This is a genomic window from Trinickia sp., assembly GCF_057351765.1.
Window position 1 is genome coordinate 1 of sequence record NZ_JBMRBK010000024.1, and the last position, 26,779, is coordinate 26,779.

Below are 26,779 nucleotides of genomic sequence, written 5' to 3' on the forward strand. Positions count from 1 at the left end.
AAACTCGCCGGGTTTGGCGCTTCCTCGTCTCGTTCTCGCTCTCGCATGCATACGGTCGTTCTGGGCTGGTTCGGCGTCTCTGCCTTCTGGTTTCTTCCCTTTTTGTGGCGTCTGATCAAGGCGGCGCTGCCCGGCGGCGACGGCTTGCGCGGCCCCGGGACGATTCGCCTATGGCTCGGCTTCGTGTGCGTGCTCGCCGCGAGTTGCGCGCTCGAAGCCGCGCTCTTCTCGCCTGCCGGCGATGCGCTCGGGCACCTGGTGATGAGCGGTGCGGGCCGCCTCGCCGGACGCATCGGCGCGCCGCTGCTGATGCTCGTACTGCTGGTCGTCGCGTTGCCCTGGCTGCTTGGTTTTCGCTGGCTGGACACGCTCGCCGCGGCCGATCGAGCGTTCGGCCTGGGCCTTCGCCTGGGCCGGGAGGGACAACGCTCTCAGCCCTCCCGCATGCCGAGCGGCGCGCGCGACGAAGCGCCGCGTTCCCGCGCGAGCAGCAACCCCGCGCGCCTCGCGACGGTGAATCCGATGGCGCCGAAACCGACTGGGCGATACGCGCGACCGACCGCATGGCAGCCGCCCTCAACATCGACGATTCGCCCGAGCGCCGCCGCGGCATCGCCTGCGGCGGCAAAAAGCCTATCGACCGGGCGAAAAACGTCGGTCACCGACGCAGTACCGAGACGGCCAGGGACGCGGCCGCAAACTGTGGCCGGCAACCCCACGAGCACGTCAACGCCGTTTTCGGGCGCCGATCGATCCCCTCGGACACCGCACGCCCGCGCACGGGCAGCCGCTTCGGCAAATGCAGGTCCGCGTCCGGCGCGTGCGCCCATCGACTTCGATATGGCCAACGTCGCACCCGAGCGTGCCGCGACGCCCGCCCCATCGCCCGGTGTGCTCGAAACGCTGCGCGCAATCGAAGCAAACGCCGCGCAATGGACGGCGCTTGCCGGCGTCAGTCTTGCGCGGCGCGGCGCGTCGGCCGCTCGCGATGACGCTTCCGAGCGGGCGCCGGAGGTGTCGCAGACGGCATTGCCAGAGGCGCCCGCAAACGCGCCGCGGCCGATGAAGCCCGAACCGCCGACCGAGTGCGAACCCGCGCGCGAGCCGGTTCCCGCGCCGCCGTTCGATGGCGTCGGGCTCGATGTCGGTACACGGGGCGGCGACCCACTCTCCCCTGACGTACCGCCAACCGGCGCACCGCATGTCGAAGCACCAGATGACGATGCGCTCCCCCCGGAAACAGCATCCGCGCAAGCATCGCGCGCCGAGGCTCCCGTAGCGGACATGCCGTTCGCCGAAACATCGGCCGCCGAAGCCGCCCCAGCCGATGCGTCTTCCGAGGATCCAGCTTCGGCCGCTCCCCCTTGGGCGGATCCATCGTTCGCCGAAAGAGATTCTGACGAAACACGCGCTACCGAGACGCCGCTCGCCGAACGCTTGCCCGAGCACGCGCCCCCGATCGCAGAAGCCAGCGCGCCCGCGGCTTCCGGACCGCGGGCATCCTTGCGTGGCCACGGCGCGGCCGAATTCGCGTTCCACGCCCCTGCGGCAACGCCGACCGAGTTACCCCCGCTCGAGCTCCTCGAGCGCGCCACGGCCCAGGCCGAGCCCGTCTCCGACGAACGTCTCGCCCAGACCGGCCAATTGATCGAGCAACGGCTGCAGGAGTTCAAGGTGCCTGTGACCGTGGTGGGTGCCACAGCGGGCCCCGTCATCACACGCTTCGAGGTCGAGCCGGCACTCGGCGTGCGCGGCAGCCAGATCGTCGGCCTCATGAAGGACCTTTCGCGCGGGCTCGGCCTCACATCGGTGCGCGTCGTCGAAACCATCCCCGGCAAGACTTGCATGGGGCTCGAACTGCCGAATGCGAAGCGCCAGACGATCCGCCTCTCGGAGATCCTCGAGGCCGACGCCTATCGCGGCTCGGGTTCGAAGCTGACGATCGCGATGGGCAAGGACATCACGGGCCACCCCGTGGTGACCGATCTGGCGAAAGCGCCGCACATGCTCGTTGCGGGCACGACCGGTTCGGGCAAATCGGTGGCGATCAACGCAATGATTCTTTCGCTGCTCTACCAGGCGACACCCGAGGAAGTGCGGCTCATCATGATCGACCCGAAGATGCTCGAGCTGTCGGTCTACGAAGGCATCCCGCACCTGCTCGCGCCCGTCGTCACGGACATGAAGCTCGCCGCCAACGCGCTCAACTGGTGCGTCGGCGAAATGGAAAAGCGCTACCGGCTGATGTCGGCCGTCGGCGTGCGCAATCTCCCGGGGTTCAACCAGAAGGTGCGCGACGCCGACGCGGCCGGGAAAAAGTTGACGAATCCTTTCTCGCTGACACCAGACGCGCCCGAGCCGCTTTCGACGCTGCCGCTCATCGTCGTCGTCATCGACGAGCTGGCCGACCTCATGATGGTGGCCGGCAAGAAGATCGAAGAGCTGATCGCGCGTCTCGCGCAAAAGGCCCGTGCAGCGGGCATCCACCTGATTCTCGCCACGCAGCGTCCGTCGGTCGACGTCATTACCGGGCTCATCAAGGCCAATATTCCTACCCGCGTGGCCTTCCAGGTTTCGTCGAAAATCGATTCCCGTACGATTCTCGACCAGATGGGCGCCGAATCGCTGCTCGGGCAAGGCGATATGTTGTTTCTGCCGCCCGGTACGGGCTACCCGCAGCGCGTCCATGGGGCATTCGTCGCCGACGAGGAAGTACACCGTGTCGTCGAGCATCTGAAGCAATTCGGCGAGCCGCAATACGAGGACGGAATACTCGACGGTCCGGCGACCGAAGGCGCGCCTCAAGACCTGTTCGGCGATGCGCCCGACGCCGAGGCTGATCCGCTTTACGACGAGGCGGTGGCGTTCGTCGTGCGTACGCGCCGCGCCTCGATTTCCTCAGTGCAGCGGCAGTTGCGCATCGGCTACAACCGGGCTGCGCGGCTTGTCGAACAGATGGAGGCCGCGGGCCTCGTCTCTTCGATGAGCGTCAACGGCAGCCGCGAAGTCCTGGCCCCGCCGGGACCGGAGCAATGACGGACGCCTTGCTGTAAAAGCTGCGCGGGGGTTGCAAGAACTAGCGGGTGGATCCGCCTCGCGGCAGGCGCAACGGAAGTGGGCGCCGCTGCGACCCGCGACGCGGCGCGCTTGCGGCGTGCGCATGGATGAGCCGGCATGGGCATTGCATACCCAACGCAGGCCGGAATCGCTGACGCACGACGCTCCGGCGCCGTTTCATCCCCTGCCGCCCCGCCCCCCGTGAGGCGGTAGCTTCGAGCCTGCGCGTGTGCTCTGATGCGCAGGCTCTCTTTGTATGCGCGCCTCTTGCGCGATTCGTCACGGCGTCACGCCTTCATGACGCAGGCGTGAACTTGAAATCCACGGGTGCCCCGACATCGAGCCGCACCGGGTTCGGCTCGAGCTTCCCGGTCTGCGGGTCGCGCCGAAAAACATACGCGGTATCGCTTTCCTGGTTGCCGACGATGAGCCAATGACCGCTCGGGTCGATCGCGAACTCCCGCGGCGTCCGTCCGAGCGTCGACTGGCGGCCGACGAGCGTCAGCCTCCCATCGCCCGAATTCACCGCAAAAATCACGATTTCATTCGCGTCCCCACGATTCGATACGTAAAGAAAGCGTCCATCGGCCGACAGGTGAACGGCAGCCGCGCCTTGCTTGCCCTTGAAACCGGGCGCGGCGAGCGGCAGCGTCTGCAGGGTTTCCAGTGTGCCATCACGGTATCGCAGCACCGTCACGGTGGCGGCGAGCTCGCTCGTCAGATAGGCATATTTCCCGAGCGCGTCGAAGACGAGGTGCCGCGGGCCCGAACCGGCTCCCATTTGCACATATCGTGTCTCGGTGGGACTCAGCAGGCCGCGGCTGCCATCCGACGTGTATCGGTACGCGTAAAGTTTGTCGGTGCCGAGGTCTTGCGCGAAGAGGTAGCGCCCGTCGGGCGACATGACCGTCGAATGGACATGCGCGCTGTCCTGCCTCCCCTTCATCGGGCCGCGGCCGTCATGATGAACGCTCAGCACCGCGTCGCCGAGGCTGCCGTCGCCCTTGACCGGAAGTACAGCGAAGCTGCCGCCGGGATCGGAGGCGACCGAGTAGTTCGCCACGAACAGATACCTGCCGTCGGGCGAAAGGCTCAGATAACAAGGATCGTTGCCTTGCGACGAGACGTGATCGAGCAGCTTCAACTGACCGCTCACCGCATCGAACGAGAACGCGCTGACGCCGCCATGCTCAGTGGCCGGGCCATTGTCCCCAGGCAGCTCGTTCACCGCATAGACAGTCCGGTTGCCGCGACCCACGAGCAGATACGATGGATTGACCGTTTGTACGGACGAAAGCGGCGACACCGAGCCGCTTTGCGGATCGAACCGGTAGACGTGGATGCCGTTGCTCTTACCGGTATTCGTGTAGGTGCCGACGAGCAGGTCGTAGCTCGCGGCCCCTTGCGCGTCGCTGTCGGCATGCGCCGCCGAGGGCGCCACTGCGAGCGCGGCCAGTGCCGCCAGGGCCGACGTCAGCGCGAAACCTTTTCGGCCCGACACGGCTCTGAGGGTACGGGCACGCGAATCGCTGTCTGACCCTCGAGTGCCGGCCCGTCCCTCCGCGAGGCCGGACGAAGGGCACGACAAAACGTAGGGCAAGGCCGGCCGCTTTGGCGGCCGGATCGAGGAAAGCTGACTCGGCATCGAAGCTCCTTCGTCGAGAGGCTCACCCTCGCCGCGAGCGCAAAGCGCCCACCCGATCAATCTGTGCGAGGCTTCGCCATGAACATTTCTGTCAGTCTGGGACCCCTTGCCGCGCTGATCGCCGGCATCCTGATTCTGATCGTGCCGCGACTCCTGAACTACATCGTCGCGCTTTACCTCATCATCATCGGATTACTGGGGTTGTTCGGCCCGGCATCGCAGCACTTGCGGTTCTGACGCCGCCCGGGCGTCGGCTGGCCGCCGGTTCGGTCGACTTCATCCGTTGGCAAGTTGCTCGAGCCGCAGCTTTCCCTGCAGCGAAAGCGCGCCGACCGCATAATGGCCATCGGCTTGCTGGTGCGACGTGAAACAGGCGCGCTCGAGCAGAAACGACATGGCGGTATCCATGCCGTTGCGCGACAAGCCGAGCGCCTTTGGATCGAGGGAAATCAAGCTACCGTCGCGAAGTTCGCGAGCGGCGGACAGAATAGCGATGCAATCGGTTTTGGACGGGTTCTGCATGGCGTCAATCCTTGTAGTGAATGAGCGTCACAGAAGCATGACTGGCCGAAGCGCGCCGCGCACGCGGTGTTGTTCCCGCTTGCATCGTCGTTCGACGTCGCACTTTCAGCCTTGATCCCCGGAGTTTGATTGTAGCCAGCAGCCGGCAACGTTGGCAACGCCCCATAGCCGCACCGGCTCCTATCGCTTACGACACGACATGCCCGCACTCATCGAAGACTATGCGCTCGTCGGCGACGGCCACACGGCCGCGCTCATATCCCGCGACGGTTCGGTCGACTGGCTCTGCTGGCCGCGCTTCGACAGCGCCGCCTGCTTCGCCGCACTGCTCGGCGCGCCCGAACACGGCTCCTGGCAACTCGCCCCGGCAAGCGAGGTGCAGACAAGCCGCCGGTGCTACCGCGACGGCACGTTGGTCCTTGAAACCGATTACGAGACGGCCGAGGGCGCCGTCACCGTGATCGATTTCATGCCGCCCGGCAACGGATGGTCGGAGCTCGTGCGCATCGTCATCGGCCGGCGCGGCCGCGTGCCGATGCATATGTCGCTCACACTGCGATTCGATTACGGATTCTCGGTGCCCTGGGTGACGCGACTCACGCATGGCAACGGCATACGCGCCGTCGTGGGACCGGACATGGCCGTCTTGCGCACCGATGTCGAATTGCATGGCGAGAACATGCACACAGTCGCCGATTTCACGGTGTCCGAGGGCGAGCGCATACCGTTTACGCTCGCGTATTCGTCGTCGCATCAGCGCATGCCGCCGGCCACCGATCCTTTCTCCGCGCTCGCGCGCACCGAGAATCATTGGCGCGACTGGACGGCGCGCTGCGAGGTAAAGGGCCGCTATGCGGCGCCTATCATGCGCTCGCTGATCACGCTGAAGGCGCTTGCTTATGCGCCGACGGGCGGGATCGTTGCCGCACCGACGACATCGCTGCCTGAACTGCTGGGCGGCACGCGCAACTGGGATTACCGCTACTGCTGGTTGCGCGATGCGACGATCACGTTGCTCGCGCTCATGCGCTGCGGTTATTACGACGAAGCGCGCGCGTGGCGATCCTGGCTCGAACGCGCATTGGCCGGCTCGCCGGCGCAGGTCCAGATCATGTATGGGCTCGCTGGAGAACGGCGGTTGCCGGAATCCGAGATCGACTGGCTGCCGGGCTATCTCGGTGCGAAACCGGTGCGCATCGGCAACATGGCGGTCGGCCAGCTCCAGCTCGATGTCTACGGCGAAGTGATGAATGCGCTGCATCTGGCGCGCGTCGGCGGCTTGCACACGAACGAATCGGTGTGGGCCGTGCAGCGCGTCATGCTCGACCATCTGGAGACGATCTGGCAAGAACCGGACGAAGGGCTCTGGGAGGTGCGCAGCGGCCGGCGCCATTTCACCTTCTCCAAGGTCATGACGTGGGTCGCCTTCGATCGCGCGGTCAAATCGGCGGAAAAATTCAAGCTGGACGGCCCGGTGGCGCACTGGCGCGAACTCCGTGACACCATCCATGCCGATGTCTGCCGCCACGGCTTCAACCCGGAGCGCAATGCCTTCACGCAGGTCTACGGCGGCGACGACCTCGACGCCAGCCTGCTGCTGGTCCCGCTCGTCGGGTTTTTACCGCCGGACGACCCGCGCGTCGCTTCGACGGTCGCTGCCATCGAGCGCACGCTGCTACGCGATGGGCTCGTCGTGCGCTATCACACGTCCGAAGTCGACGACGGTTTGCCGCCGGGCGAAGGCACGTTCCTCGCCTGCAGTTTCTGGTTCGTCGACAATTTGATGCTGCAGGGCCGGGTCGACGAAGCGCATGCCATGTATGAGCGCCTCGTGGGCCTCGCGAACGATGTCGGCCTGCTCGCCGAGGAATACGATCCTCGCGTCAAGCGCTTCACAGGCAATTTTCCGCAAGCTTTCTCGCATGTTGCGCTCGTGCACACGGGCTTGAATCTGATGCGGCACGAGCAGGAAATGACGCATGCCACCGGCCATCCACGAAACGGCTCGCAATCGAAGGAAAGCGGCAATGCCGCATGAACGCCGCGCGGCGCCCGCCACGCGTGCCGCGCCGGCGTTTTGCAGCGCATGCGGCATTCAGCGAATCTTTCAATCAGCCTTCGGCCATACCGCATATCGGCACCCCAGCGCGAGACTGCATCCGGGAAAATCCCGGTCAGGTTGAGAATTTGCTGCGTTGCAGCTAGCCATGTTTGTCCTATATCATCGACGAGCCGGTTCGGAATTAGGCAGACTTTTTCAGCACGGCATGCCGCGACGCCGAAACGCCGCGTAATACTTCAGTGACCACACGCGGGAGCCTTTCACCATGCTTTACCAGCTCTACGAATTTCAGCGCGCGCTCTTGACTCCGTTGACGGCCTGGGCCGAGGCCGCCTCCCGCTCATTTGCGAACCCGGCGAGTCCATTGGCCTACGTGCCGGGCGCCACCCGGTTTTCCGCCGCCTACGAGTTGCTCTATCGGCTCGGAAAGGATTACGAAAAGCCGGAGTTCAACATTCGCCAGATCGTCAAGGACGGCCACAACATCCCGATCATCGAACAAACGATCGTCGAGAAGCCGTTTTGCCGTTTGCTGCGTTTCAAGCGTTTCGCCGACGATAGCGAGGCGGTCGCACAGTTGAAGGACGAACCGGTCGTGCTCGTATGCGCACCGCTGTCGGGCCATCACTCGACGCTATTGCGCGACACGGTCCGCACGCTGTTGCAGGACCACAAGGTCTACATCACGGACTGGATGGATGCACGGATGGTCCCGATCGAGAACGGTCCGTTCCATCTGGACGACTACGTCACCTACATCCAGGAGTTCATCCGCTATATCGGCGCGAAGAATCTGCACGTGCTGTCGGTCTGTCAGCCGACGGTGCCGGTGCTGGCTGCCATCTCGCTGATGGCGAGCCGCGGCGAGGACACGCCGCGCACGATGACGATGATGGGCGGCCCGATCGACGCGCGCTGCAGCCCCACGTCGGTGAACTCGCTGGCGATGCAGCACTCGTACGAGTGGTTCGAGAACAACGTGATCCACACGGTGCCGCAAAACTACCCCGGGGTGGGGCGTCACGTCTATCCCGGCTTCCTTCAGCATTCGGGCTTCGTGGCGATGAACCCCGAGCGCCATGCCGCCTCGCATTGGGATTTCTATCAAAGCCTGCTGCGCGGCGACGAGGAAGACGCGGAAGCGCATCGCAGCTTTTACGATGAGTACAACGCTGTCCTCGATATGGCGGCCGAGTATTACCTCGACACCATTCGCATCGTGTTCCAGGAATTCCGCCTGGCCGAGGGCACATGGGAAATCGATGGCGAGCTGGTGCGTCCGCAGGACATCAAGCGCACGGCCCTCTTCACGATCGAAGGCGAGCTCGACGACATCTCGGGCTGCGGACAGACGCGCGCCGCGCATCAACTGTGCAAGGGGATTCCGGCAGCGCGCAAACGCCATTTCACGGCGGAAAAGTGCGGTCACTACGGCATTTTCTCGGGCCGGCGCTGGCGCACGATCATCTATCCGCAACTGCGCGATTTCATCCTCGAGCACAACAAGGAATCCAGGCATAAAGCCGAGCCCGTAGAGGCTTGAGCCGACGCCATCGCTTTTACTACCAGTGCTTCGTCGAACGGGCGGCCCAGGCCGCCCGTTTGCATTATTCGGCGCCTTTGCGTTTCAACGCCGCATCAGGTATGCGAGCAGCAGTTCGGTATTCATGCGCACGATTTCGCTGCGCTCCGCGGGCGCATCGAAATCGCGGCCTAGCGTGGCCTGCAGCGTGAAACGGTTGGAGACGATGTAATAGCCGAGGCCCGAGAGCGTCACGTAAAAGCGCAGGGGGTCCACGTTGGCGCGAAAGAGTCCGGCCCGCTGGCCGCGCTCGAGAATCGACGACAGCGTTGCGACGATCGGCGAGATCATGTCCCGAATCTGCGTCGATTTCTGCAGATACCGCGCCTCGTGGAGATTTTCATTGTTGACGAGCCGCAGCAGCTCCGGATGATCGCGGTAGTAGTCCCAGACGAAGTGGGCAAGCCGCGTCATGGCCTCCACGGGGGCGATGCCGGACAGATCGAGGGCCTTTTCGGCCTCCGTCAGTGCGCTGAATGCATGCTCCAGAACAGCCGTGAAAAGCTGCTCCTTACTGCCGAAGTAGTAATAGAGCATGCGCTCGTTCGTTTCGGCACGACGGGCGATCTGATCGACACGGGCGCCGAACAAGCCACCATTTGCGAATTCCTCAGCCGCCGCCAGCAGAATCCGGCGCCGGGTGCCCTCGGGATCACGTTTGATTTTCAGCTGGTTCATGGTGGCCTTTGCTTCGTGCGCCGCGGTGTCCGCGTCACGCTGCCGGCTCCTCCTGGCACCCTACACCGGCTGCATGCAATGGACGCGCCTTTTCGTGGGAGATACCCCTTATTAAGCGGTCATGCGAAAAGCGCTTCGATTATGCGCACATGGCTTGCCGATGGCAACCCGGGAAATCGGCGATAATGCCGGCTTTGCGCGCACCGTGAGAACGCGTGCCACCATGGTGCGCCGGGCGCACACGCCCATATGCGTAAAGCCGCTTCACGCCGCGGCGAGAATCTCCCCACCGTGACCGACCGAAAGACCCTCGCGGATCGCATCGAAGATCTGCTTCCTCAAACGCAGTGCACGAAGTGCGGCTATGCGGGCTGCCGCCCTTATGCCGAAGCCGTCGCGCGCGGCGAGGCGGGCTATAACCAATGCCCGCCCGGCGGCGTGGAAGGCGTGGCTCGGCTCGCCTCTCTCCTGGGCAAGCCCGTCATTGCGCTGAACCCGGCCAACGGCGCCGAACGCCCGCGGCCGGTCGCCTTCATCGACGAGTCGCTTTGCATCGGCTGCACGCTCTGCATGCAGGCTTGTCCCGTCGATGCGATCGTCGGCGCACCGAAGCTGATGCACACCGTCGTCTCCGCGCTGTGCACGGGATGCGACTTGTGCGTCGCGCCCTGCCCGGTCGATTGCATCTCGATGCCGCCGGTCACCCGCGACGCGACGGGCTGGCAGGCGTGGAGCGCCGATCAGGCCGAAGCGGCGCGCAAGCGGCATGACCGCCGCACCGCACGGATCGCGCGCGAGCGCGAAGCTGCCGAGGCGCGCGCCGCCGCCCGGCGCGCCGCGGCATCGCCCGCCGCTGCGGCACCGCCCGCAAGCGCCACCGCGGAAGACGAAGCGGCCGCCAAAAAGCGCGCCATCATCGCGGCCGCGCTCGAACGCGCGCGCCAGAAGAAAGCCGCTCTCGAAGCCGAAGGCGTCGCGCCCAAGAACGTCAGCAACGTCAGTCCGGCCGTGCAGGCGCAAATCGATGCGGCCGAAGCACGGCGCCAGCGCTTGCGCACGACATCGGACGAGCCGGGCAAAGACGTACCGCGCGAAGACGCGTCCGGCGAATCCGATACGCCCTCTTCCCGGTGAAGCGAACCGCATGAACGTCACCAAACGTCGCGCCATTTACGAAGCGCTGCAAAGTCTCAATCCGCATCCGACGACCGAGCTCGAATACACGACACCGTTCGAACTACTGATCGCGGTCGTGCTTTCGGCGCAGGCGACCGACGTGGGCGTCAACAAAGCGACGCGCAAGCTTTTTCCGGTCGCCAATACGCCGCAGCAGTTCGTCGAATTGGGCGAAGCGCGTCTTGCCGACTACATCAAGACGATCGGCCTTTATCGGACCAAGGCAAAAAACGTCATTGCGACATGCCGTCTGCTGCTCGAAAAACACGGCGGCGAAGTCCCCGCCGAGCGCGAAGCACTCGAGAGCCTGCCGGGCGTCGGCCGCAAAACGGCCAGCGTCGTGCTCAATACGGCATTCGGCCAACCGACCATCGCCGTCGATACGCATATCTTCCGGGTGGCGAATCGCACCGGACTCGCGCCGGGCAGGGATGTGCGCGCCGTCGAAGCGGCCCTGGAGAAGTTCACGCCGCCCGAGTTCAGGCACGACGCACATCACTGGCTGATCCTGCATGGCCGTTATGTCTGCAAGGCACGCCGGCCCGAATGCTGGCACTGCGTCATCGAGCCGCTTTGCGAGTACAAGCCGAAGACGCCCCCGCCCGACCTCTGAGCGGCGAGCAGGCGCCCGGCCGATCGGTCAACCGATTGCGCGCCTACTGGTTCGCCTCCAGCGCGACCGCATCCTCCGACGCCCCACCGCCGGCACGCACGAGCCAGAGGACGCCACCGAGCACGGATGCGCCGCCGACCCATTGCATGGCGCTCAACGATTCGCCGAGCAGCAGCGACGCGAGCGTCACGGTGACGACGGGTTCGAGCGTCGAAAGCATCGACGTACGCGCCGCACCGAGCCGCGCGAGACCCGCGAAGAACGCGAGCATGGCGAGCACCGTGGAAATGAGCGCGATGGCGATGACAGCAGCCCAGCCCCCGGCCGTCGCGGGCCAGTGGGGCGGCGCGCCCGCTGCCGTGCGTGCGAGCGACAGCGCGCCGAATACGACGGCGGCTACGAGGCAGATAACGCTCGTCGTCACATGGGGGTCGATGCCACGCGTCGCGCGCGTACCGGCGACGATATAGATCGAGTAGATCACCGCTGCGCCGAGGCCGAGCGCAATGCCGAGCGGCTCGCCGCGGCCGCCTCCCACCATCAGCGCCGTACCCGCGAGGCAGAGTACGAGCGCCGCGCATTTGACCGGGGTGAGCCGCTCATGCAGCCACCATGCTGCGAGCACGGTGACGAACGCGGGGTACAGATAAAGCAGTAGCGCGACGAGACTCGCTTGCGCATGCTGCAGCGCAATGAAATAGCAGAGCGATTGTCCGACGTAGCCTACGGCCCCCAACGCCGCGATTGCGGCCAGCGCGCGCCCTCTGGGCCAAACCATACCGCGGCGGCGCGCCGTCCAGCCGAGGATGGCGCCGCCGATGGCAAAGCGCAACGTGAGCAGACCCAGCACGTCAGTGCCGCCGGCATAGGCGTAGCGGGCGAAGATGGCCATCGCGCCAAATGCCGCGGCGGACAGCGCGACGAACGCCGCGCCGTAAAGCGTATCGATACGGGAGGTCATGGAAACCGGGATATTCGAAATGAGGGAATCTCTCGCGCGACGTAGAATACCGGTTTCAGCCATCCGCCGTCGGCACGAATGCGCCATCGCCCGCGCTCGCGCGACGGGCACCTTGCCCCTTTCGACGATGTTCAATCCCAGCCGCGACGAAGTCCGACGCTTTTTCACCGACACTTGGCGCAAACAGCGCGCAGGTGAAATTCTCACACCGCTCGAAGCGATTGCGGCCGACTGGATCGTCGAGCACCCGGAATATCACGAAGAGCTCGCCGACGAAGCGGCCGCGTCGTCGGCCGAATATTCGCCCGAAAGCGGGCGCACCAATCCTTATCTGCATCTGTCGATGCACCTCGCGATTAGCGAGCAGCTTTCGATTGATCAGCCGCCGGGCATCCGTGCGGCGCATGAGCGGCTCGTCGTGCGGCTCGGCTCGACGCACGAAGCACACCACGCGATCATGGACTGCTTGGGCGAAACGATCTGGGAGGCACAACGCAATAACGCGCCGCTCGATACCGACGCCTATCTCGCCCGCATCGAGCGGCGCGCATCGCGCGACTGAGCCGCTCTCGCGTGCCCTCGGCAACGACACGACGCCTCGTTGCCAGGCGCGCTAAAAGCAAACACCCCGCTCACGGCGGGGTGTTTGCTTGGTTGCCGCGGCGCTCCCGGTGAACGGGGACGACACGCGCCGGACGAACGCCGCCCTTACTTCTTCTGGACGAGATCTCCGTCGAGCGATTCGATATAAGCGGCGATATCCTTCATATCGCTTTGCGACAAGCTTTGCACCTGCGCCTGCATGATCGCGTTGTTGCGGCCGAGCTTCGGATTGCTGGTGCCCATCTGGTATTGCTTCAAAGCCCAGTAGACGTAGCTCGAGTGCTGACCGGCGAGCTTCGGGTACTCCGGCGTCACAGGCTTGTTCAGATTCGGACCGTGACACGCCGCGCAGTTATGGCTCTCGACGAGCGCCTTGCCATTCGATGCGCTCGCAGCGGCCGCCGGATTCGATACGGCAAGCGCGCCGATGGCCATCGCCGCCCCCGCAACCATGGCGATTGTCCGAAGTGCCTGATCGGGCTTGTACATGAATTCTCCTATCCCGCGAAATGAGAGTGCCTGAAAGAGCTGGAAGCGACCGCGCGGTTACTTTTCGGGATTGTTCGGCGACGAGGCCGTCTGCGCCGCGTAGTAAGCGGCGATATCGGCGATGTCCTGATCGGTCAGCGAACTCGCGATTGCATGCATCGTGTCGAAGTGGCGATCGCCCTTCTTGTACCCGTGCAATGCGTTCGCCAGGTATTGCGCGTTCTGGCCGCCCAGCATCGGAACCTTGTAGACCTCGGGATAAGCCGTGCGGTAATCGGCAATGCCATGGCAGCCGATACACATCGCGACCTTGCCCTGAGCCGCCTTCGCATTGCCGACGATATCGGCCGCCTGGGCGTTCAGCGCGAACCCCGCGAGCGCGGCAAGCGCTGCGGTCACGACATGTTTGCCGACGAAAGAGTTCATAGCTTGTAACCTGGCTGAGGGGAAACGAGCGCCCGCACACCTGCTGCCGGGCGGCGGCACAGATCGTATCGCGCCGCGCTTCATTATGGAATGGCCAAGAGACCAAAAAATCGCGGCAATTGTACCGCGACGGATGGCCGCGGTCCACATCGGCAATACCCCCCGCCGGCCCCGCCCGAAAAGGCTCGCGCATAGGCCTGCGACATCGTGCCGCAGGCGGCGGCGCCTTCTGGCATATACTGGATTCTTTTCGCGAGAGCGGTCGCCATGCGTTTCGAAGGTTCGTCGCAATACGTCGCCACAGACGATCTCAAGCTCGCCGTCAACGCCGCCATGACGCTCAAAAGGCCGCTGCTGATCAAGGGCGAGCCTGGCACGGGCAAGACGATGCTCGCGGAAGAGGTCGCTGCCTCGCTCGGCATGCCGCTCTTTCAGTGGCACATCAAATCGACGACGAAAGCCCAGCAAGGCCTGTACGAGTACGATGCCGTCTCGCGTCTGCGCGATTCGCAGCTCGGCGACGCGCGCGTGCGCGACATTGCCAATTACATCGTCAAGGGCGTGCTCTGGCAAGCCTTCGAATCGGACGAGCCGGCCGTGCTGCTCATCGACGAAATCGACAAGGCCGACATCGAATTCCCGAACGACTTGCTGCGCGAGCTCGATCGCATGGAGTTCCACGTCTATGAAACACGCGAGATCGTACGTGCCCGCCACCGTCCGCTCGTCGTCATCACCTCGAACAACGAAAAGGAGCTGCCCGACGCATTCCTGCGCCGCTGCTTCTTTCACTACATCCAGTTCCCCGACCCGGCGACGATGCAAAAGATCGTCGAAGTGCACTATCCCAACGTCCGCGAGGATCTGCTGCATGCCGCGCTCGAAAGCTTCTTTTCGCTACGCAGCGTATCGGGCTTGAAGAAAAAACCGTCCACCTCGGAGCTGCTCGACTGGCTCAAACTGCTGCTCGCCGAAGACATCGCCCCCGAGGCGCTGCACGCGCCCGACGGCAAGCAAGTCGTGCCGCCGCTTGCCGGCGCGCTGCTGAAAAACGAACAGGACGTGAGCCTTCTCGAGCGGCTCGTCTTCATGAACCGGCATAACCGGTAAGCCGCGAGCTCGGCCGCGTTTTTCGGATCAGTCCGCCATGCTCATCGACTTCTTCTATACGTTGCGCGCGGCGCGCCTGCCCGTCTCGGTCAAGGAGTATCTGACGCTCGTCGAGGCGTTGCGCGCGCGCGTGATTGCGCCGTCGCTCGATGAGTTCTACTTCCTGGCCCGCCTCACACTCGTGAAAGACGAGCGCTACTTCGACAAGTTCGATCAGGCCTTCGCGGCGTATTTCCGCGGTGCCGAGAAGCTTGCCGAGGCGATGGTCGCCGTGCCGCCCGAATGGCTGAAACGACGCCTCGAACGCGAGTTCACGCCCGAGGAAAAGGCGGCGGTCGAGGCGATGGGTGGCCTCGACAAGCTGATGGAGCGCCTGAAGGCGCTCTTCGATGAACAAAAAGCGCGCCACGAAGGCGGCAACAAGTGGATCGGCACGGGCGGCACCTCGCCGTTCGGCAATGGCGGCTATCACCCCGAAGGCATCCGCATCGGTGGAGAATCCGCCGGCCACCGCACAGCGGTCAAGGTTTGGGAAGCCCGCGGCTATCGCGACTACGACGATCAGGTGGAAATCGGCACGCGCAATATCAAAGTGGCGCTGCGCCGGCTGCGCCGCTTCGCGCGCGAGGGCGCGGCCGAAGAGCTCGACTTGCCCGATACGATTCGCAGCACGGCAGCCAACGCCGGCTGGCTCGACCTCAAGATGGTGCCGGAGCGGCACAACACGGTGAAGGTGCTGATGCTGCTCGATGTCGGCGGCTCGATGGACGATCACATCCTGCGCACCGAGGAACTTTTTTCGGCGGCGAAGGCCGAATTCAAGCATCTCGAGTTCTACTACTTCCACAATTGCGTCTATGACTTCCTGTGGAAAAACAATCGCCGCCGGCATCTCGAACGCATCGCCACATGGGACGTACTGCACAAGTTCACGCCCGACTACAAGCTCGTCTTCGTCGGCGACGCCACCATGAGCCCCTACGAGGTGCTGCAAGCGGGCGGCTCCGTCGAATACAACAATCCCGAGGCAGGGGCCGTCTGGCTGCGCCGCCTGGCCGACCAGTTCCCGCACCATGCCTGGCTGAACCCCGAACCGCAGGGACTGTGGGAGTACCGCCAGTCGGTCGCGATCATCAGGCAATTGCTCGGCGAGCGCATGTACCCGCTGACGCTGGCCGGACTCGAGACGGCCATGCGCGCGCTCAGTAAGTAGCCGTGCGCGCGGGCTTTAGAAACACCGCCGCGCGCCGCTGCCGCTAAAATAGAGTTGTCGTCGGCGCGCCGGACGCGGTGCCCGACCCTTTCACCGTCTTCCAGCACGGGCTACGGGCCCGCTCATCCGCCATGACCACTGCCCTCGACCAACTGAAGCAATACACGATCGTCGTCGCCGACACGGGCGATTTCCAGCAGTTCGTGCAGTACAAGCCGCGCGACGCGACCACGAACCCGTCGCTGGTGCTCAAGGCCGTGCAAAAAGACGCCTACAAGCCGCTGCTCGAAAAAACCGTGCGCGATCACGCCGACAGGCCGGCCAAGGCTATCATCGACAATCTGCTCATCGCGTTCGGAACCGAGATCCTCAAGATCATTCCCGGGCGCGTATCGACGGAAGTCGATGCCCGGCTCTCGTTCGACACGCAGGCTTCGATCGACAAAGCCCACGAGCTCATCGCACTGTACAAGGCCGCCGGCGTCGACCGCGAGCGCGTCCTGATCAAGCTCGCTTCGACCTGGGAAGGCGTGCGCGCGGCCGAGGCGCTGCAAAAAGAAGGCGTGAACTGCAACATGACGCTGCTCTTTTCGCCCGTGCAGGCAGCGGCCTCCGCCGAGGCCGGGGCGAAGCTGATCTCGCCGTTCGTCGGTCGCATCTACGACTGGTACAAGAAACAAGCCGGCAGCGACTGGAACGAAGCGACGATGGGCGGCGCCAACGATCCGGGCGTTCAATCGGTGCGGCGCATCTATGCTTATTACAAGAAGTTCGGCTTTCCGACGGAAGTCATGGGCGCGAGCTTTCGCACGACGAGCCAGATCCTCGAACTCGCGGGCTGCGACCTGTTGACGATCAGCCCGGATCTGCTGCAAAAACTGCAGGACAGCAAGGAGCCGGTCGAGCGCAAGCTTTCGCCGCAAATGGAAACTGACTCGTCCATCGAGCGTATCGCGGTTGACGAGCCGTCGTTCCGCTTTCAGCTCAACGACGACGCGATGGCGACCGAAAAGCTCGCCGAAGGCATCCGTGTCTTCGCAGCCGACGCGATCAAGCTCGAAAAGCTGATCGAGACGCTGCGCTGAAGGTCGGCCGCGCGACAGGCCGGAGTTGCCCCCCACCGAACATCACCCAAGGAGACGATCATGCAGGTCCAGAGCTATCTCTTCTTTTATGGTCGCTGCGAGGAGGCACTCGCCTTCTACCGGGACAAGCTGGGCGCCGAAGTGCTGTTCATGTTGCGCAACAACGAGGCCCCCGGCGCCGATGCGGCTCAGGGAGAACACGGCGATCAGATCATGCACACGAGTTTCCGGGTCGGCGAGGCGGTGCTGATGGCAAGCGACGGCCACCCCGGTCAGCAGCCCGAGTCCCACACGGGGTTCAGCCTGTCGCTTTCGCTAGACGACCCGGCCGAAGCGAAGGCGCGCTTCGATGCGCTGGCCGAAGGCGGCCAAATCAGGCTCGAATGGCAACCGACTTTCTTTGCCAATGGCTTCGGCATGGTGACCGATAAGTTCGGGATCCCGTGGATGGTCATGGCGGCAAAGACGATGACCGAACGCGCGGCGGCCTGACGCTCCCACCCGGCAGCGGCCAGCGGCGCCGCGTCCGGAGATAGGCAGCGGGTCAGCGCTGAGCCACCACAGCGGATCGCCGCTCGATATTCCAGTGGCTCTCGGTGCGCGCGAGCAGCACGCGTAGTTCGTCCACCTGCGCGGCGAAGCGCTCGGCGAGCCACTGCGGGCCGTTTAGCGCTTCGGAACCGCTCACCACGATAGGCAACGCGTCGGGCGGCCAGGCGCCGGTGACCGGCAGCCACTTCCGGGTATTCGAGCCGAAACGCAACGCGCGGGCGATCGCGATCAGCGTCGTGCGGACCGCGTAAATATTGGGGGTGCGCCGATCGTCGCGGGCGGTCGTTGCCGCGCCGCGCGGCTCGGCGCGCATCGCCGTCGCCATCATTTCCAGTGCGCTCAAAATCGAACGGTGCAGCCGCTGGATCGACTCGAGCTCCTTGAGCGGCACATCGATCTCCTTGGCCACCGACGGCATGAGCGAGCGCAGCTTGACGAGCCGCTGCCCCAGCGCGGCGAACGCGGCTAGCTGCTCGCCCGGATCGACAGGCACACCCGTAACGACACGCGTGTAAAGACGCGCGCATTCGCGCAGATTGCGCGCGAGCAGATAGCGCCACGAGTAAGTCGCGTAAAGCGGCAGCGCGAACGAGAACGCGAGCGCGACGGCGATGCCGATCAACACGTTGAGCGTGCGCCACAGGCCAGTATCGATGGTGCTCTCGCCATGACCGGCGACGATGCAGATCGTGATCGCCGCCAGAAGCGCGATATAGCCGGGCCGTCCGATCGCGAAATAGCCGCAGATGCCGGCCGCGAGCGACATGAGCACATACATGAGCGGCATCGAGCCGATCACGTGCAACTGAACCAGCAACAACAGGCCGACGCCGGCCCCAAGCACGGTGCCCAGCGCGCGTTCGACCGCACGCTTGCGGATGTTGCCGTGATGCTGAAGCCCGCCGATCACGACGAGCACGGTTACTGACGCCCAGATCCCGTTCGGGATATGAATGCCTGTCGTGACGAGAATGGAGGCGAGCATCGCCAGCCCCACGCGCACCGCGTGCAGAGCACGCGCATAGCGATAGCGGTAGTACGGGGACGAGACGGCGCGCGCGAGGCGCGCGACGAGCGTGCGCGGACGGAGGTGAGTGAGCATGGCGCCACATTGTAGCGCCGCGCGCACCGCTCACCTCTGCGGTGCGCGCGGGATCGTGCTCAGCTTTCGATGGCGTCGAGGTAGTCTTCGGGACGCGTGCGGTCTTCGGCGAGGCTCATCCCAATCGCGCGAACGATGACGCTCACGACCACGGCGACGACGACATTCGCGATCAGCGACCAGAGTGCGGCGTAGCCGGGAATCGCCATGCCGCCCAGGTGCAGCGTGAAGATCGAGCTCTTGAGGCTCTGCGAGGCCGCCATCCAGGTACCGATGCCGATGCCGACTGCCCAGCCCGCCAGCAGGCCCCGGTGGTCGAGCTTACGCGTGTAAAGGCCGAGCACGATGGCCGGCAGCGTCTGGATGATCCAGATTCCGCCGAGCAGCTGCAGCTGGATCGCGTAAGTCAACGGCAAGCCCAGGATGAATGCCACGGCGCCGACCTTCACGATCAGCGAAACCAGCTTCGCGACATTCGTCTCCTGCTCGTGCGTCATGTTGCGGTTGACGAACTCGCGGTGGATGTTGCGCGTGTACAGATTGGCGGCCGCAATCGACATGATCGCGGCCGGCACGAGCGCCCCGATGCCGATTGCCGCGAACGCGACACCGACGAACCACGACGGGAAGAAATGCAGGAAGAGCGCCGGCACCGCGAAGTTCGGGCCAAAAGCCTTGAAGTAAGGCGCGAATTCCGGCATGTCCTTCACGCCCGATGCCAGTGCCATGAAGCCCAGCAGCGCGAGCAGCCCGAGCACGAGCGAGTACGCCGGCAGCATCGCCATGTTGCGGCGAATCGTGTTGCCGGAGGACGACGACAGAATCGCCGTGATCGAGTGCGGATACAGAAAGAGCGCGAGCGCCGAACCGACCGCGAGCGAGGCGTAGGCACTGTAGCCGTTCAAGCTTGCGGTATCCGGTGCCTTGAGCAGCAGTTTCGCCGGAGGCACAGCGCTGAAGATGTGGGAGAAGCCCCCCAACTGCATCGGAATCACCACGATGGCTACCGCGATCGTGATGTAGATCAGCAAATCCTTCACGACGGCGATCATTGCGGGCGCGCGCAAGCCAGACGTGTACGTATAGGCTGCGAGGATCGCGAATGCGATGATGAGCGGCAGATCGCCCACGAAGCCCGACGTATTGAAGCCGAGCGCACCGATCACGACTTCGATGCCGACGAGCTGCAGCGCGATGTAGGGCATCGTCGCGAGAATGCCGGTCACCGCGATGGCGAGCGCCAGCATCCGGCTGCCGTAGCGCGCACTCACGAAGTCGGCCGAGGTCACGTAGCCGTGGCGCTTCGCGACGGCCCAGAGCTTCGGGAACACGACGAAGGCGAACGGATAGATGAGAATCGTATAGGGCAGCGCGAAAAAGCCCATCGCGCCGGCGCCGAACACGAGCGCCGGGACGGCGACGAACGTATAGGCCGTATAGAGATCGCCGCCCAGCAGGAACCAGGTGACGATCGTGCCGAAGCGCCGGCCGCCCAGGCCCCACTCCTCGAGATGAGCGAGGTCGCCGCGACGCCAGTTCGCGGCGAAGAAACCGAGAATCGTGACACCGACGAAAAATAGAACGAAGACGATAGTTGCGGTGGCGTTCATCGCGCGCCCCCGTTTCCGGCGCTCGCCTTGGAGATATTCTTGGTTTTCAGATAAACGAAGGCCGTGATGACAGCGCTCACGAGCACCCAGAAGAGCTGATACCAGTAAAAGAACGGGAAACCCCACAGCTGCGGGTCGACCTTGTTGTACGACGGCACCCAGATCATGGCGATCCAGGGGATGACTAACAGCCAGAGCCAGTGTTTGGCGGCTCGATTGGCGTCGGCATTGTGAGCCATGACGTCTCCTCTTTTACTCTTTATCGAAGCTGCTACCCGTATCGTGACCGGTCCGCCTCCCCCGCGGGTGCGTTCCCGGGCATCTTATAAAGCTTCGCAAGAGTATAGGAGCGCCGCGCAGCCGGTCAAGCGGGGAGGACCCTGGCAAGCGAGCGCCCCGCCACGGGCTCAGATGGAGAAGACGGGCGTGCGCTCCGGCTGGACGGCTTCGAGCGCGCCCACCCACTTGCGCGCCGGCAGGCCCAGCTTGTCTTCGATCAGCCGGGCACGCGATTTGAGCGCCGTGAACGGCACGGCGAGCTCCGGCCCCGAGAAAGCGAGCACGATGCGGTTACCTTCGTGGACCTCGGGCAAAGCGACGATGCGGCCGTCGAAGGCAGCCTTCAAGTGCTTCATGTTGCGCACGAAGCTCGGATGATCGCCAAAGAGGTTGATCGTCGCCATGCCGGCGTTCGTCAGGCAGGCCCGCACGGCGCGATAGAACGCCACACTGTCGAGCACCGGACCGCGGGCCGTCGCGTCGTAAAGATCGATTTGCATGACGCCGACGTCGCCGCGGTTCGCACGATCGTTGACGAAATCCCAGGCATCGGCTTCATGAACCGAGAGGCGGGCATCGTCGGACGGCAGCGCGAACATCGTGCGGGCCGCAACAACGACGGCGGGATTCAGTTCGACCGCGTCGACGCGCGCCCGCGGCAAGAAGCGATAGGCGAATTTCGTGAGCGCGCCGGTACCGAGGCCGAGCTGGACGATGCGCTTCGGCGTTTCGAGAAAAAGCAGCCACGCCATCATCTGCTGCGCGTATTCGAGCTCGATGTGATCGGGCTTTCGGATACGCATTGCGCCTTGCACCCACTCAGTACCGAAATGCAGATAACGGACGCCGCCCTCTTCCGAGAACGTAACGGGGGCGAATCGCGGTTTGCGCGGCACGTCGATGCGCGGGGCGTCGTCGAGTGCGGCCGCGCGGCGCGCCGCGGCACGCTTGCCATTGATGCTCGCGCTTTCGCGTTCGAGACGGGATGAACGGGCGGATTTGCCACGGAAAGCGCGCGCCTCGGCCGAAGCGCGCTTGATGAGATCGGTCATGGATGATGTCGCGCGACACGCGCGCCGGGTTGAATCGGACGAGAGGATAGCATCGCGCGCCATTCAAGCCGGGCAACCGCGCGCCGCCGGTGTTCGCCCTCTTCTCCGCCGTTTCGCCGCAGGCATAGGGCAGCGGGCGCGGCGGCTCGTATTCTCGAAGACTTTTTTCGCGGCGGCATGCTCAGCGGCGGCGCTTATGGCGGGGCTATCCGTTCGCGTTTTCCAAGGAGGCTTGCTTGTATGTTGAAGTCCATCGCGTCATCCAGCCCAGCATCTGAGCCGTCCTCGCCCGAGCATATCGCGATCGATATCGACCCGCCGAACCCCGGCTCGCGCACCGACAGGCGCCTCGTCGACTCGCCGCTCGCGCCGTTCGCATCGAGCAGCCCCGCCGACGGAGCGGGTGTCTCGACGACGGCGCCGAGAAGCGCCACCACGGCGAAACTGCAAGGCCTGCACACAGGTGGCTCGCAGGACGAGATTGCGTCGGATGGAAGTCGAGGCAACGCCAGCTCGCGATCCTCGCAAGCCTCTTCGCGCGACGATATCGCGATCGATATCGAGCAGTTGGCCGCCGCCCACGGAATCGACAAGGCGCACGTGCTCGGCGAAACGTTGCCATCGGTGGCCGACCTGCGGCTGCCGAGCGTGATGGGCGGGACTGTCGCACGCGGCAGCGACGCCAAGCTGCGATCCAACGATCGTTTCGTCAACGCGGTGCTGAAATTCGTCGATGCCAAGTTCCCCGGTGAACTCGATCAGCTGGACTTGCCCAAGGGAACGAGACTTTCGCTGCCGCTCGAGAAATCGATCCTGCTCAATGCTCGTCGGTTCGAGCAAGGCTGCAAAGTCCAGCACATCGATGTGCCCGGCGCCGAAGAGCCGCTGTCCGTAGATATCGACCTGTCCACCTACAGTGCCCGACAGGCGATCAAAAAAGGCCCGAGCGGCTTTGCCGACGGTGCCCGTCTGAACCTCGATGCCCGCCAACTGCGAAGCGGATCCGAACCAACCGGCGAAGCTTCGATATCTGGCCGCGCCGCAAGCGATGGACGTTCAGCCGATCTGCATCCTTTCGAATTCCTCAAGGGCACGAAGTACGAGGTCGAGACCGATCATCCCGGGCTGACGGCGTTGATCGAAAAGGCGCTCAGCGACGAAGACCCCGCTACGCTCGAACTTCGTGCGCGCCTCGGCGCGCATTCGATCAACACCGTACTCAATCAGAAGACACTCGACTGGAAACTTCTTGCCGCCATGGCGCTGAGCCTCGGAGGCAGCACACTCATCGCCTATCTGCTGGACGTGAAAGCGGTCTCGGCGATGGTCAAGAAGGTGGGCAAGAAGCTAGGCAAGGACAGCACGGCGACGCGCTTCGTCGAAGCATTCGCGTCTTCCACCGTTCCCTCTCCGGCGGAGTTCTCCGACTCGATGTTCGTCAAGCGAATCATCGAGCGGTTCCGAGGCAACAGCTTGCTGCCGGAATCGATGGAGGAGGTCAAGGACGATGTAAAAGACTCCGCCGTTTCCGGCTTGATCGCCGCGATCGGATCGATTCCGTCGAACCTCGTGCAGGTCACCCGCAAGAGCGGAGCGATCGCCGGCAACGTCGTCACCAATGTGCTCGCCACGGCCACCTCCGCGGCGATGGCGCCGATGGAGGTGGCCAAAGCGCGGGAACAGATGATCGCCGCTGTCATTCAACAGCGCTCGGCCGGCTTTTTCCCCGCACCCGAGGCGAGCGGTGCGTCTTCGTCGGACGTCACGCCGGCTCGGGCGCTGGTCAAGGAAGTCGGGCACGAGATTCAGGGAGCGTTCGAAGTGACTCGCGGTGTCGGGGACACGATCAACTCGATGGGCATCGGTCAGGTACTGAGTCTGGCAGCCTTCGCTCCAGTGACCGCGCTGGCGCGCGCGCACCTGATCTCGGAGATGATGCAAAAGGTCGCAATGATCGCGGTGAATACGCCAACCGAGGTTCTGAGCCTTGGCACCGGTATTTTGACGGGCAAGTACCTTGGCGGTCTGGGCGGATTAATGACGACGGATCAGGAGAAAAACCGCCGCATCGCCGAGCTGATCGTCAACAAGACGATCGAGCGGCTGCACAACGCCACGGCTGGCAATGGCGATGCCACGGTCCAGATCAGCGAGGCAGAGTTGCGTGCGATCGAACATCCTCCGCTGGAGCTGACGTTTCCGGTCGGCAACAGCATCGTGAATGCCATGAACGGCACGATCGACTTCTTTGCCGAGATCGCCGCCAAGGCCCGCGGCACGCCCCGCGAGCCGAGCCTCGCTGAGAAAGCGGCCCAGGCCGCCACGCGGGCGGCGCTGGAAGAATAAGCCATCGATGCTGTGCCGGCCGGCTCCCGCGGAACGAAGCTTGCTCCGTCAATGAAGCGTTCGAATCCGCGGGGAAAACGATGCACACGCGAACCTTGCACAAGGCGGCATTGAACGGCCGGACATCGCTCGTCGCGGTTTCGGTACTACTCGGCGCGCTGTATGCGGGCAGCACGATCGTCACGCCGCTCTATCCGCTCTATCAGCACGCGTTCGGCCTGTCCGAACTGTCGATCACGCTCGTGTATGCCACTTACGTGGTCGGCAATCTGGCTGCACTGTTCGTGTTCGGACGGATCTCGGACCAGGCCGGTCGCCGGCCCGTCAGCTTGACCGTGCTGGCGGTGAGCGGTGTCAGCGCACTGCTGTTCCTCTTTGCCTTCCACCCGGCTCTTCTGTTTCTCGGGCGTGCCGCAAGCGGCCTCGCAATCGGCGTGGGCGCGGCCACGGCGACGGCCTGGATCGCCGATCTGTACGGGGCCGCCGACAAGGCAAACGCGAGCCGTCTCGCTGCTGCCGTCAATCTGGCAGGACTTGCCGTCGGCGTGTCGGCAGCCGGGCTGCTCGCGCAATTCGCGCCTTGGCCGCTACATACGGTCTATGCGGTCTATCTGCTGGTGCTCGTCGTTACGGCCGTGCTCACCGCGCGAACCCGCGAGACGGTCGAATCTTCGGCGCACTCGGGCGGCGAGGTCTCCTACAAGCCTCGGATTGGGATCCCCCCGGAGTCCCGGTCGGCGTTTGTTCCCCCTGCCGTCACGGCATTCGCGACGCTTGCGTTGCTCGGCTTTTATGCCGCGCTTTTGCCGAATCTGCTGGCCAACAGCATGCACGAACACAGTCCCGCGTTGAGCGGGGCGGTTGTCGCCGAAATCTTCGTCGTCGGTGCGGCGACGGTCGCGCTCGCGCCGATGCTGGCTTCGCGCACCACCATGTTCATCGGTTTGTGGCTGCTGCCGCCTAGCCTCGCGTTGCTGTTGTGGGCACAGTTCGCCGGATCGATGGTGCTGTTGATATCGGCGACGGCGCTATGCGGAATCGCATCGGCCTTCGGGTTTCGGGGAAGCCTGCAGGAGGCCAACCGGATCGCGCCCCCCGAACGCCGCGCGGAACTGCTGTCCGCCTACCTGCTGTGCTGCTACAGCGGCAACTCGCTGCCGGCGGTCGGCGTCGCGGTACTCGCACGCTTCGTCGGGCGCCTATGGGCGGATGTCGTCTTCGCGGCCATTTTGGTCGTGCTTGCGTTCAGCGCATTGGCCATCGGCTTGCGCCACGCGCGCCGGTCGGACCGAGCGCGTTGACAGCCTCATTGCCGCCCGATGGCGGCCCCGCGTCGGTGCGGCGATAGGACGAGATTTCGGTCAATTCATCCAAGTTCGCGTAAACTGCGCCCAATGCCCGTTCGCCATCGCATTGCTCTTGGCGATGCCCGGAGGCTCCCCTTATGGAAGGAGGTGTCACGCATGCATGCAGTGCCTTTGCAGGATGGCAGTGCGATCGAACCGCCGGTAACCGCTCCGGTGCGCGATCTGCGCCGTGTCCCGATCCATCCCGATCACTGGTATCCGCTCGCGTGGTCGAGCGAACTGAAGCGAGGTAAAACACTCGGGGTGCGGTTCGCGGGCGATCCGATCGTCCTGGCACGCACGAAATCCGGCACGCTGTTCGCGCTCGAAGATCGTTGTGCGCATCGGCAAGTTCCGCTGCATGCGGGCGTGGTGGACGGCGAGTCCATCCGCTGCGGATATCACGGTTGGACCTACGACTGCACGGGCCGCTGCGTCGACGTGCCGTATCTCGGGCGCGAGCGGCTGCCCAACGGTGTACGCGCCTATCCTTGCCGCGAGGCACACGGCTTGATCTTCGTGTTTCCCGGCGATGCCGCGCTGGCGGACGAACGGCCGCTGCCCGAGCTGACGTCCGCGGCGGACAAAGCGTACAAAACGCGCCGCTTCGGCCGCGAGGTGAAGTGCCACTACTCGTTCATGCATGAAAACCTGATGGATATGAATCATCAGTTTCTGCACCGGCGGCAGATGGGGCAGATGCGCGCGCGCTCGTTGGGTCGCCGTCGCGGCGACGACTGGGTGGAAGTGGACTACACGTTTGCGCGCATGGAAGGCAAACAGCCCGTGGGCGAAGCGCTCGTGTTCGGCGCCAGCAAGAAAGAGAGCGAGCGCAATCACAAGGACGTGATGACGGTACGCACGCTCTATCCGTACCAAACGCTGCAGATACGCTCGGGCGACGGTACGTTGGTGATGGATCTGTGGATCGTCTATGTGCCGCTGGATGCGGCGCAGCGCACCAATCGAACGTTTGGCGTGCTTTCGATTCGCAAGCCCGGCATTCCGTTTGCGTTGGATCTGGCGTGGCCGCTGCTCGTCTGGTTCACGGAGCGCATTTTCAAGGAAGACCGCTGGATCGTCGAGCGCGAACAAGAAGCGCATGACATGCAAGGCGCCGACTGGAATCACGAGGTGTTTCCCGTCATCAACGAGTTGCGGGATCTGCTGCGCAATTGCGGCGGGCCGACGGTGATTCCCATTCGGCAAGTCAGCGATGGCGGTTGATGCGTCGCCGATCGAGTATTCCTCGCTTCCCGAAGAAGAAAAG

At 64.3% G+C, this 26,779-nt stretch carries 24 protein-coding genes; 14 read left to right on the top strand and 10 right to left on the bottom strand.

Features of this window, described 5'->3' with window-relative positions; all coding sequences use genetic code 11:
* The first annotated feature begins 45 nt into the window (after positions 1-45).
* Positions 46-3,036, top strand: a complete 2,991-nt coding sequence (locus tag ACO1XS_RS05935; RefSeq protein WP_486390221.1) for an FtsK/SpoIIIE family DNA translocase — start codon at positions 46-48, stop codon at positions 3,034-3,036.
* Between the two features lie 316 nt (positions 3,037-3,352).
* Here ACO1XS_RS05935 and ACO1XS_RS05940 read toward each other — a convergent pair whose 3' ends face one another.
* Positions 3,353-4,558, bottom strand: coding sequence for a lactonase family protein (locus ACO1XS_RS05940; protein ID WP_486390222.1), 1,206 nt, complete (start codon positions 4,556-4,558; stop codon positions 3,353-3,355).
* Positions 4,559-4,780: 222 nt separating this feature from the next.
* Here ACO1XS_RS05940 and ACO1XS_RS05945 point away from each other — a divergent pair, with 222 nt between their 5' ends.
* A complete protein-coding gene (locus tag ACO1XS_RS05945) occupies positions 4,781-4,939 on the top strand; it encodes a DUF3096 domain-containing protein (RefSeq protein WP_173256516.1) in 159 nt (52 codons plus the stop codon).
* A 39-nt stretch (positions 4,940-4,978) separates the two neighbouring features.
* Here ACO1XS_RS05945 and ACO1XS_RS05950 read toward each other — a convergent pair whose 3' ends face one another.
* Complete coding sequence (locus ACO1XS_RS05950) at positions 4,979-5,224, bottom strand: hypothetical protein (RefSeq protein WP_331571792.1); 246 nt, start codon at positions 5,222-5,224, stop codon at positions 4,979-4,981.
* 199 nt (positions 5,225-5,423) lie between these two features.
* Between ACO1XS_RS05950 and ACO1XS_RS05955 the strand changes: the two genes are divergently transcribed.
* Together ACO1XS_RS05955 and ACO1XS_RS05960 are read left to right on the top strand one after the other, a co-directional pair.
* Complete coding sequence (locus ACO1XS_RS05955; protein WP_331571794.1) at positions 5,424-7,262, top strand: glycoside hydrolase family 15 protein; 1,839 nt, start codon at positions 5,424-5,426, stop codon at positions 7,260-7,262.
* A 289-nt stretch (positions 7,263-7,551) separates the two neighbouring features.
* The gene (locus tag ACO1XS_RS05960; RefSeq protein ID WP_481581927.1) at positions 7,552-8,829 is read left to right on the top strand and encodes a polyhydroxyalkanoate depolymerase; all 1,278 of its coding nucleotides are present in this window, start codon (positions 7,552-7,554) and stop codon (positions 8,827-8,829) included.
* Positions 8,830-8,913: 84 nt separating this feature from the next.
* Here the strand turns inward: ACO1XS_RS05960 and ACO1XS_RS05965 are convergent, their stop codons facing one another.
* On the bottom strand, positions 8,914-9,546 hold the full coding sequence (locus tag ACO1XS_RS05965) for a TetR/AcrR family transcriptional regulator (RefSeq protein WP_331571798.1): 633 nt from the start codon (positions 9,544-9,546) through the stop codon (positions 8,914-8,916).
* A gap of 291 nt (positions 9,547-9,837) precedes the next feature.
* On the opposite strand from ACO1XS_RS05965, the gene rsxB reads away from it, so the two are divergent.
* Complete coding sequence (rsxB, locus tag ACO1XS_RS05970; protein WP_331571800.1) at positions 9,838-10,680, top strand: electron transport complex subunit RsxB; 843 nt, start codon at positions 9,838-9,840, stop codon at positions 10,678-10,680.
* 10 nt (positions 10,681-10,690) lie between these two features.
* Positions 10,691-11,335, top strand: coding sequence for an endonuclease III (gene nth, locus ACO1XS_RS05975; RefSeq protein WP_486390223.1), 645 nt, complete (start codon positions 10,691-10,693; stop codon positions 11,333-11,335).
* A gap of 43 nt (positions 11,336-11,378) precedes the next feature.
* On the opposite strand, the gene ACO1XS_RS05980 is transcribed toward nth, so the two are convergent.
* Entirely contained in the window at positions 11,379-12,296 is a 918-nt protein-coding gene (locus tag ACO1XS_RS05980; RefSeq protein WP_331571804.1) for a DMT family transporter, read from the bottom strand.
* A gap of 127 nt (positions 12,297-12,423) precedes the next feature.
* On the opposite strand from ACO1XS_RS05980, the gene ACO1XS_RS05985 reads away from it, so the two are divergent.
* Positions 12,424-12,858, top strand: coding sequence for a DUF1841 family protein (locus ACO1XS_RS05985; RefSeq protein WP_331571866.1), 435 nt, complete (start codon positions 12,424-12,426; stop codon positions 12,856-12,858).
* Positions 12,859-13,004: 146 nt separating this feature from the next.
* Here the strand turns inward: ACO1XS_RS05985 and ACO1XS_RS05990 are convergent, their stop codons facing one another.
* Positions 13,005-13,388, bottom strand: a complete 384-nt coding sequence (locus tag ACO1XS_RS05990; protein WP_331571806.1) for a c-type cytochrome — start codon at positions 13,386-13,388, stop codon at positions 13,005-13,007.
* A 57-nt stretch (positions 13,389-13,445) separates the two neighbouring features.
* Positions 13,446-13,814 carry a c-type cytochrome gene (locus tag ACO1XS_RS05995; protein ID WP_331571808.1) on the bottom strand — a complete coding sequence of 123 codons (369 nt, stop codon included), beginning with the start codon at positions 13,812-13,814 and terminating at the stop codon, positions 13,446-13,448.
* A 267-nt stretch (positions 13,815-14,081) separates the two neighbouring features.
* Here ACO1XS_RS05995 and ACO1XS_RS06000 point away from each other — a divergent pair, with 267 nt between their 5' ends.
* The 4 genes from ACO1XS_RS06000 to ACO1XS_RS06015 all read left to right on the top strand — a co-directional run bounded on the left by ACO1XS_RS06000 (position 14,082) and on the right by ACO1XS_RS06015 (position 17,714).
* A complete protein-coding gene (locus ACO1XS_RS06000) occupies positions 14,082-14,924 on the top strand; it encodes an AAA family ATPase (protein ID WP_331571810.1) in 843 nt (280 codons plus the stop codon).
* A 37-nt stretch (positions 14,925-14,961) separates the two neighbouring features.
* A complete protein-coding gene (locus tag ACO1XS_RS06005) occupies positions 14,962-16,137 on the top strand; it encodes a vWA domain-containing protein (protein WP_331571812.1) in 1,176 nt (391 codons plus the stop codon).
* A 131-nt stretch (positions 16,138-16,268) separates the two neighbouring features.
* Positions 16,269-17,222: a transaldolase gene (gene tal, locus ACO1XS_RS06010; RefSeq protein WP_331571814.1), complete on the top strand. Its 954-nt coding sequence runs from the start codon at positions 16,269-16,271 to the stop codon at positions 17,220-17,222.
* 60 nt (positions 17,223-17,282) lie between these two features.
* Positions 17,283-17,714, top strand: a complete 432-nt coding sequence (locus ACO1XS_RS06015) for a VOC family protein (protein ID WP_331571816.1) — start codon at positions 17,283-17,285, stop codon at positions 17,712-17,714.
* 52 nt (positions 17,715-17,766) lie between these two features.
* Here ACO1XS_RS06015 and ACO1XS_RS06020 read toward each other — a convergent pair whose 3' ends face one another.
* The 4 genes from ACO1XS_RS06020 to ACO1XS_RS06035 all read right to left on the bottom strand — a co-directional run bounded on the left by ACO1XS_RS06020 (position 17,767) and on the right by ACO1XS_RS06035 (position 21,817).
* A complete protein-coding gene (locus ACO1XS_RS06020; protein ID WP_331571818.1) occupies positions 17,767-18,876 on the bottom strand; it encodes an FUSC family protein in 1,110 nt (369 codons plus the stop codon).
* A 59-nt stretch (positions 18,877-18,935) separates the two neighbouring features.
* Entirely contained in the window at positions 18,936-20,486 is a 1,551-nt protein-coding gene (gene mctP, locus ACO1XS_RS06025; protein WP_331571820.1) for a monocarboxylate uptake permease MctP, read from the bottom strand.
* Positions 20,483-20,725 carry a DUF3311 domain-containing protein gene (locus ACO1XS_RS06030; RefSeq protein WP_173256500.1) on the bottom strand — a complete coding sequence of 81 codons (243 nt, stop codon included), beginning with the start codon at positions 20,723-20,725 and terminating at the stop codon, positions 20,483-20,485. Before ACO1XS_RS06030 ends, mctP begins: the two co-directional genes overlap by 4 nt.
* 168 nt (positions 20,726-20,893) lie before the next feature.
* The gene (locus ACO1XS_RS06035) at positions 20,894-21,817 is read right to left on the bottom strand and encodes a class I SAM-dependent methyltransferase (protein ID WP_331571822.1); all 924 of its coding nucleotides are present in this window, start codon (positions 21,815-21,817) and stop codon (positions 20,894-20,896) included.
* A 240-nt stretch (positions 21,818-22,057) separates the two neighbouring features.
* On the opposite strand from ACO1XS_RS06035, the gene ACO1XS_RS06040 reads away from it, so the two are divergent.
* The 3 genes from ACO1XS_RS06040 to ACO1XS_RS06050 all read left to right on the top strand — a co-directional run bounded on the left by ACO1XS_RS06040 (position 22,058) and on the right by ACO1XS_RS06050 (position 26,736).
* Entirely contained in the window at positions 22,058-24,163 is a 2,106-nt protein-coding gene (locus ACO1XS_RS06040; protein WP_486390224.1) for a hypothetical protein, read from the top strand.
* Between the two features lie 80 nt (positions 24,164-24,243).
* Entirely contained in the window at positions 24,244-25,464 is a 1,221-nt protein-coding gene (locus tag ACO1XS_RS06045) for an MFS transporter (RefSeq protein WP_331571826.1), read from the top strand.
* Between the two features lie 162 nt (positions 25,465-25,626).
* A complete protein-coding gene (locus ACO1XS_RS06050) occupies positions 25,627-26,736 on the top strand; it encodes an aromatic ring-hydroxylating dioxygenase subunit alpha (RefSeq protein ID WP_331571828.1) in 1,110 nt (369 codons plus the stop codon).
* Positions 26,737-26,779: the final 43 nt, after the last annotated feature.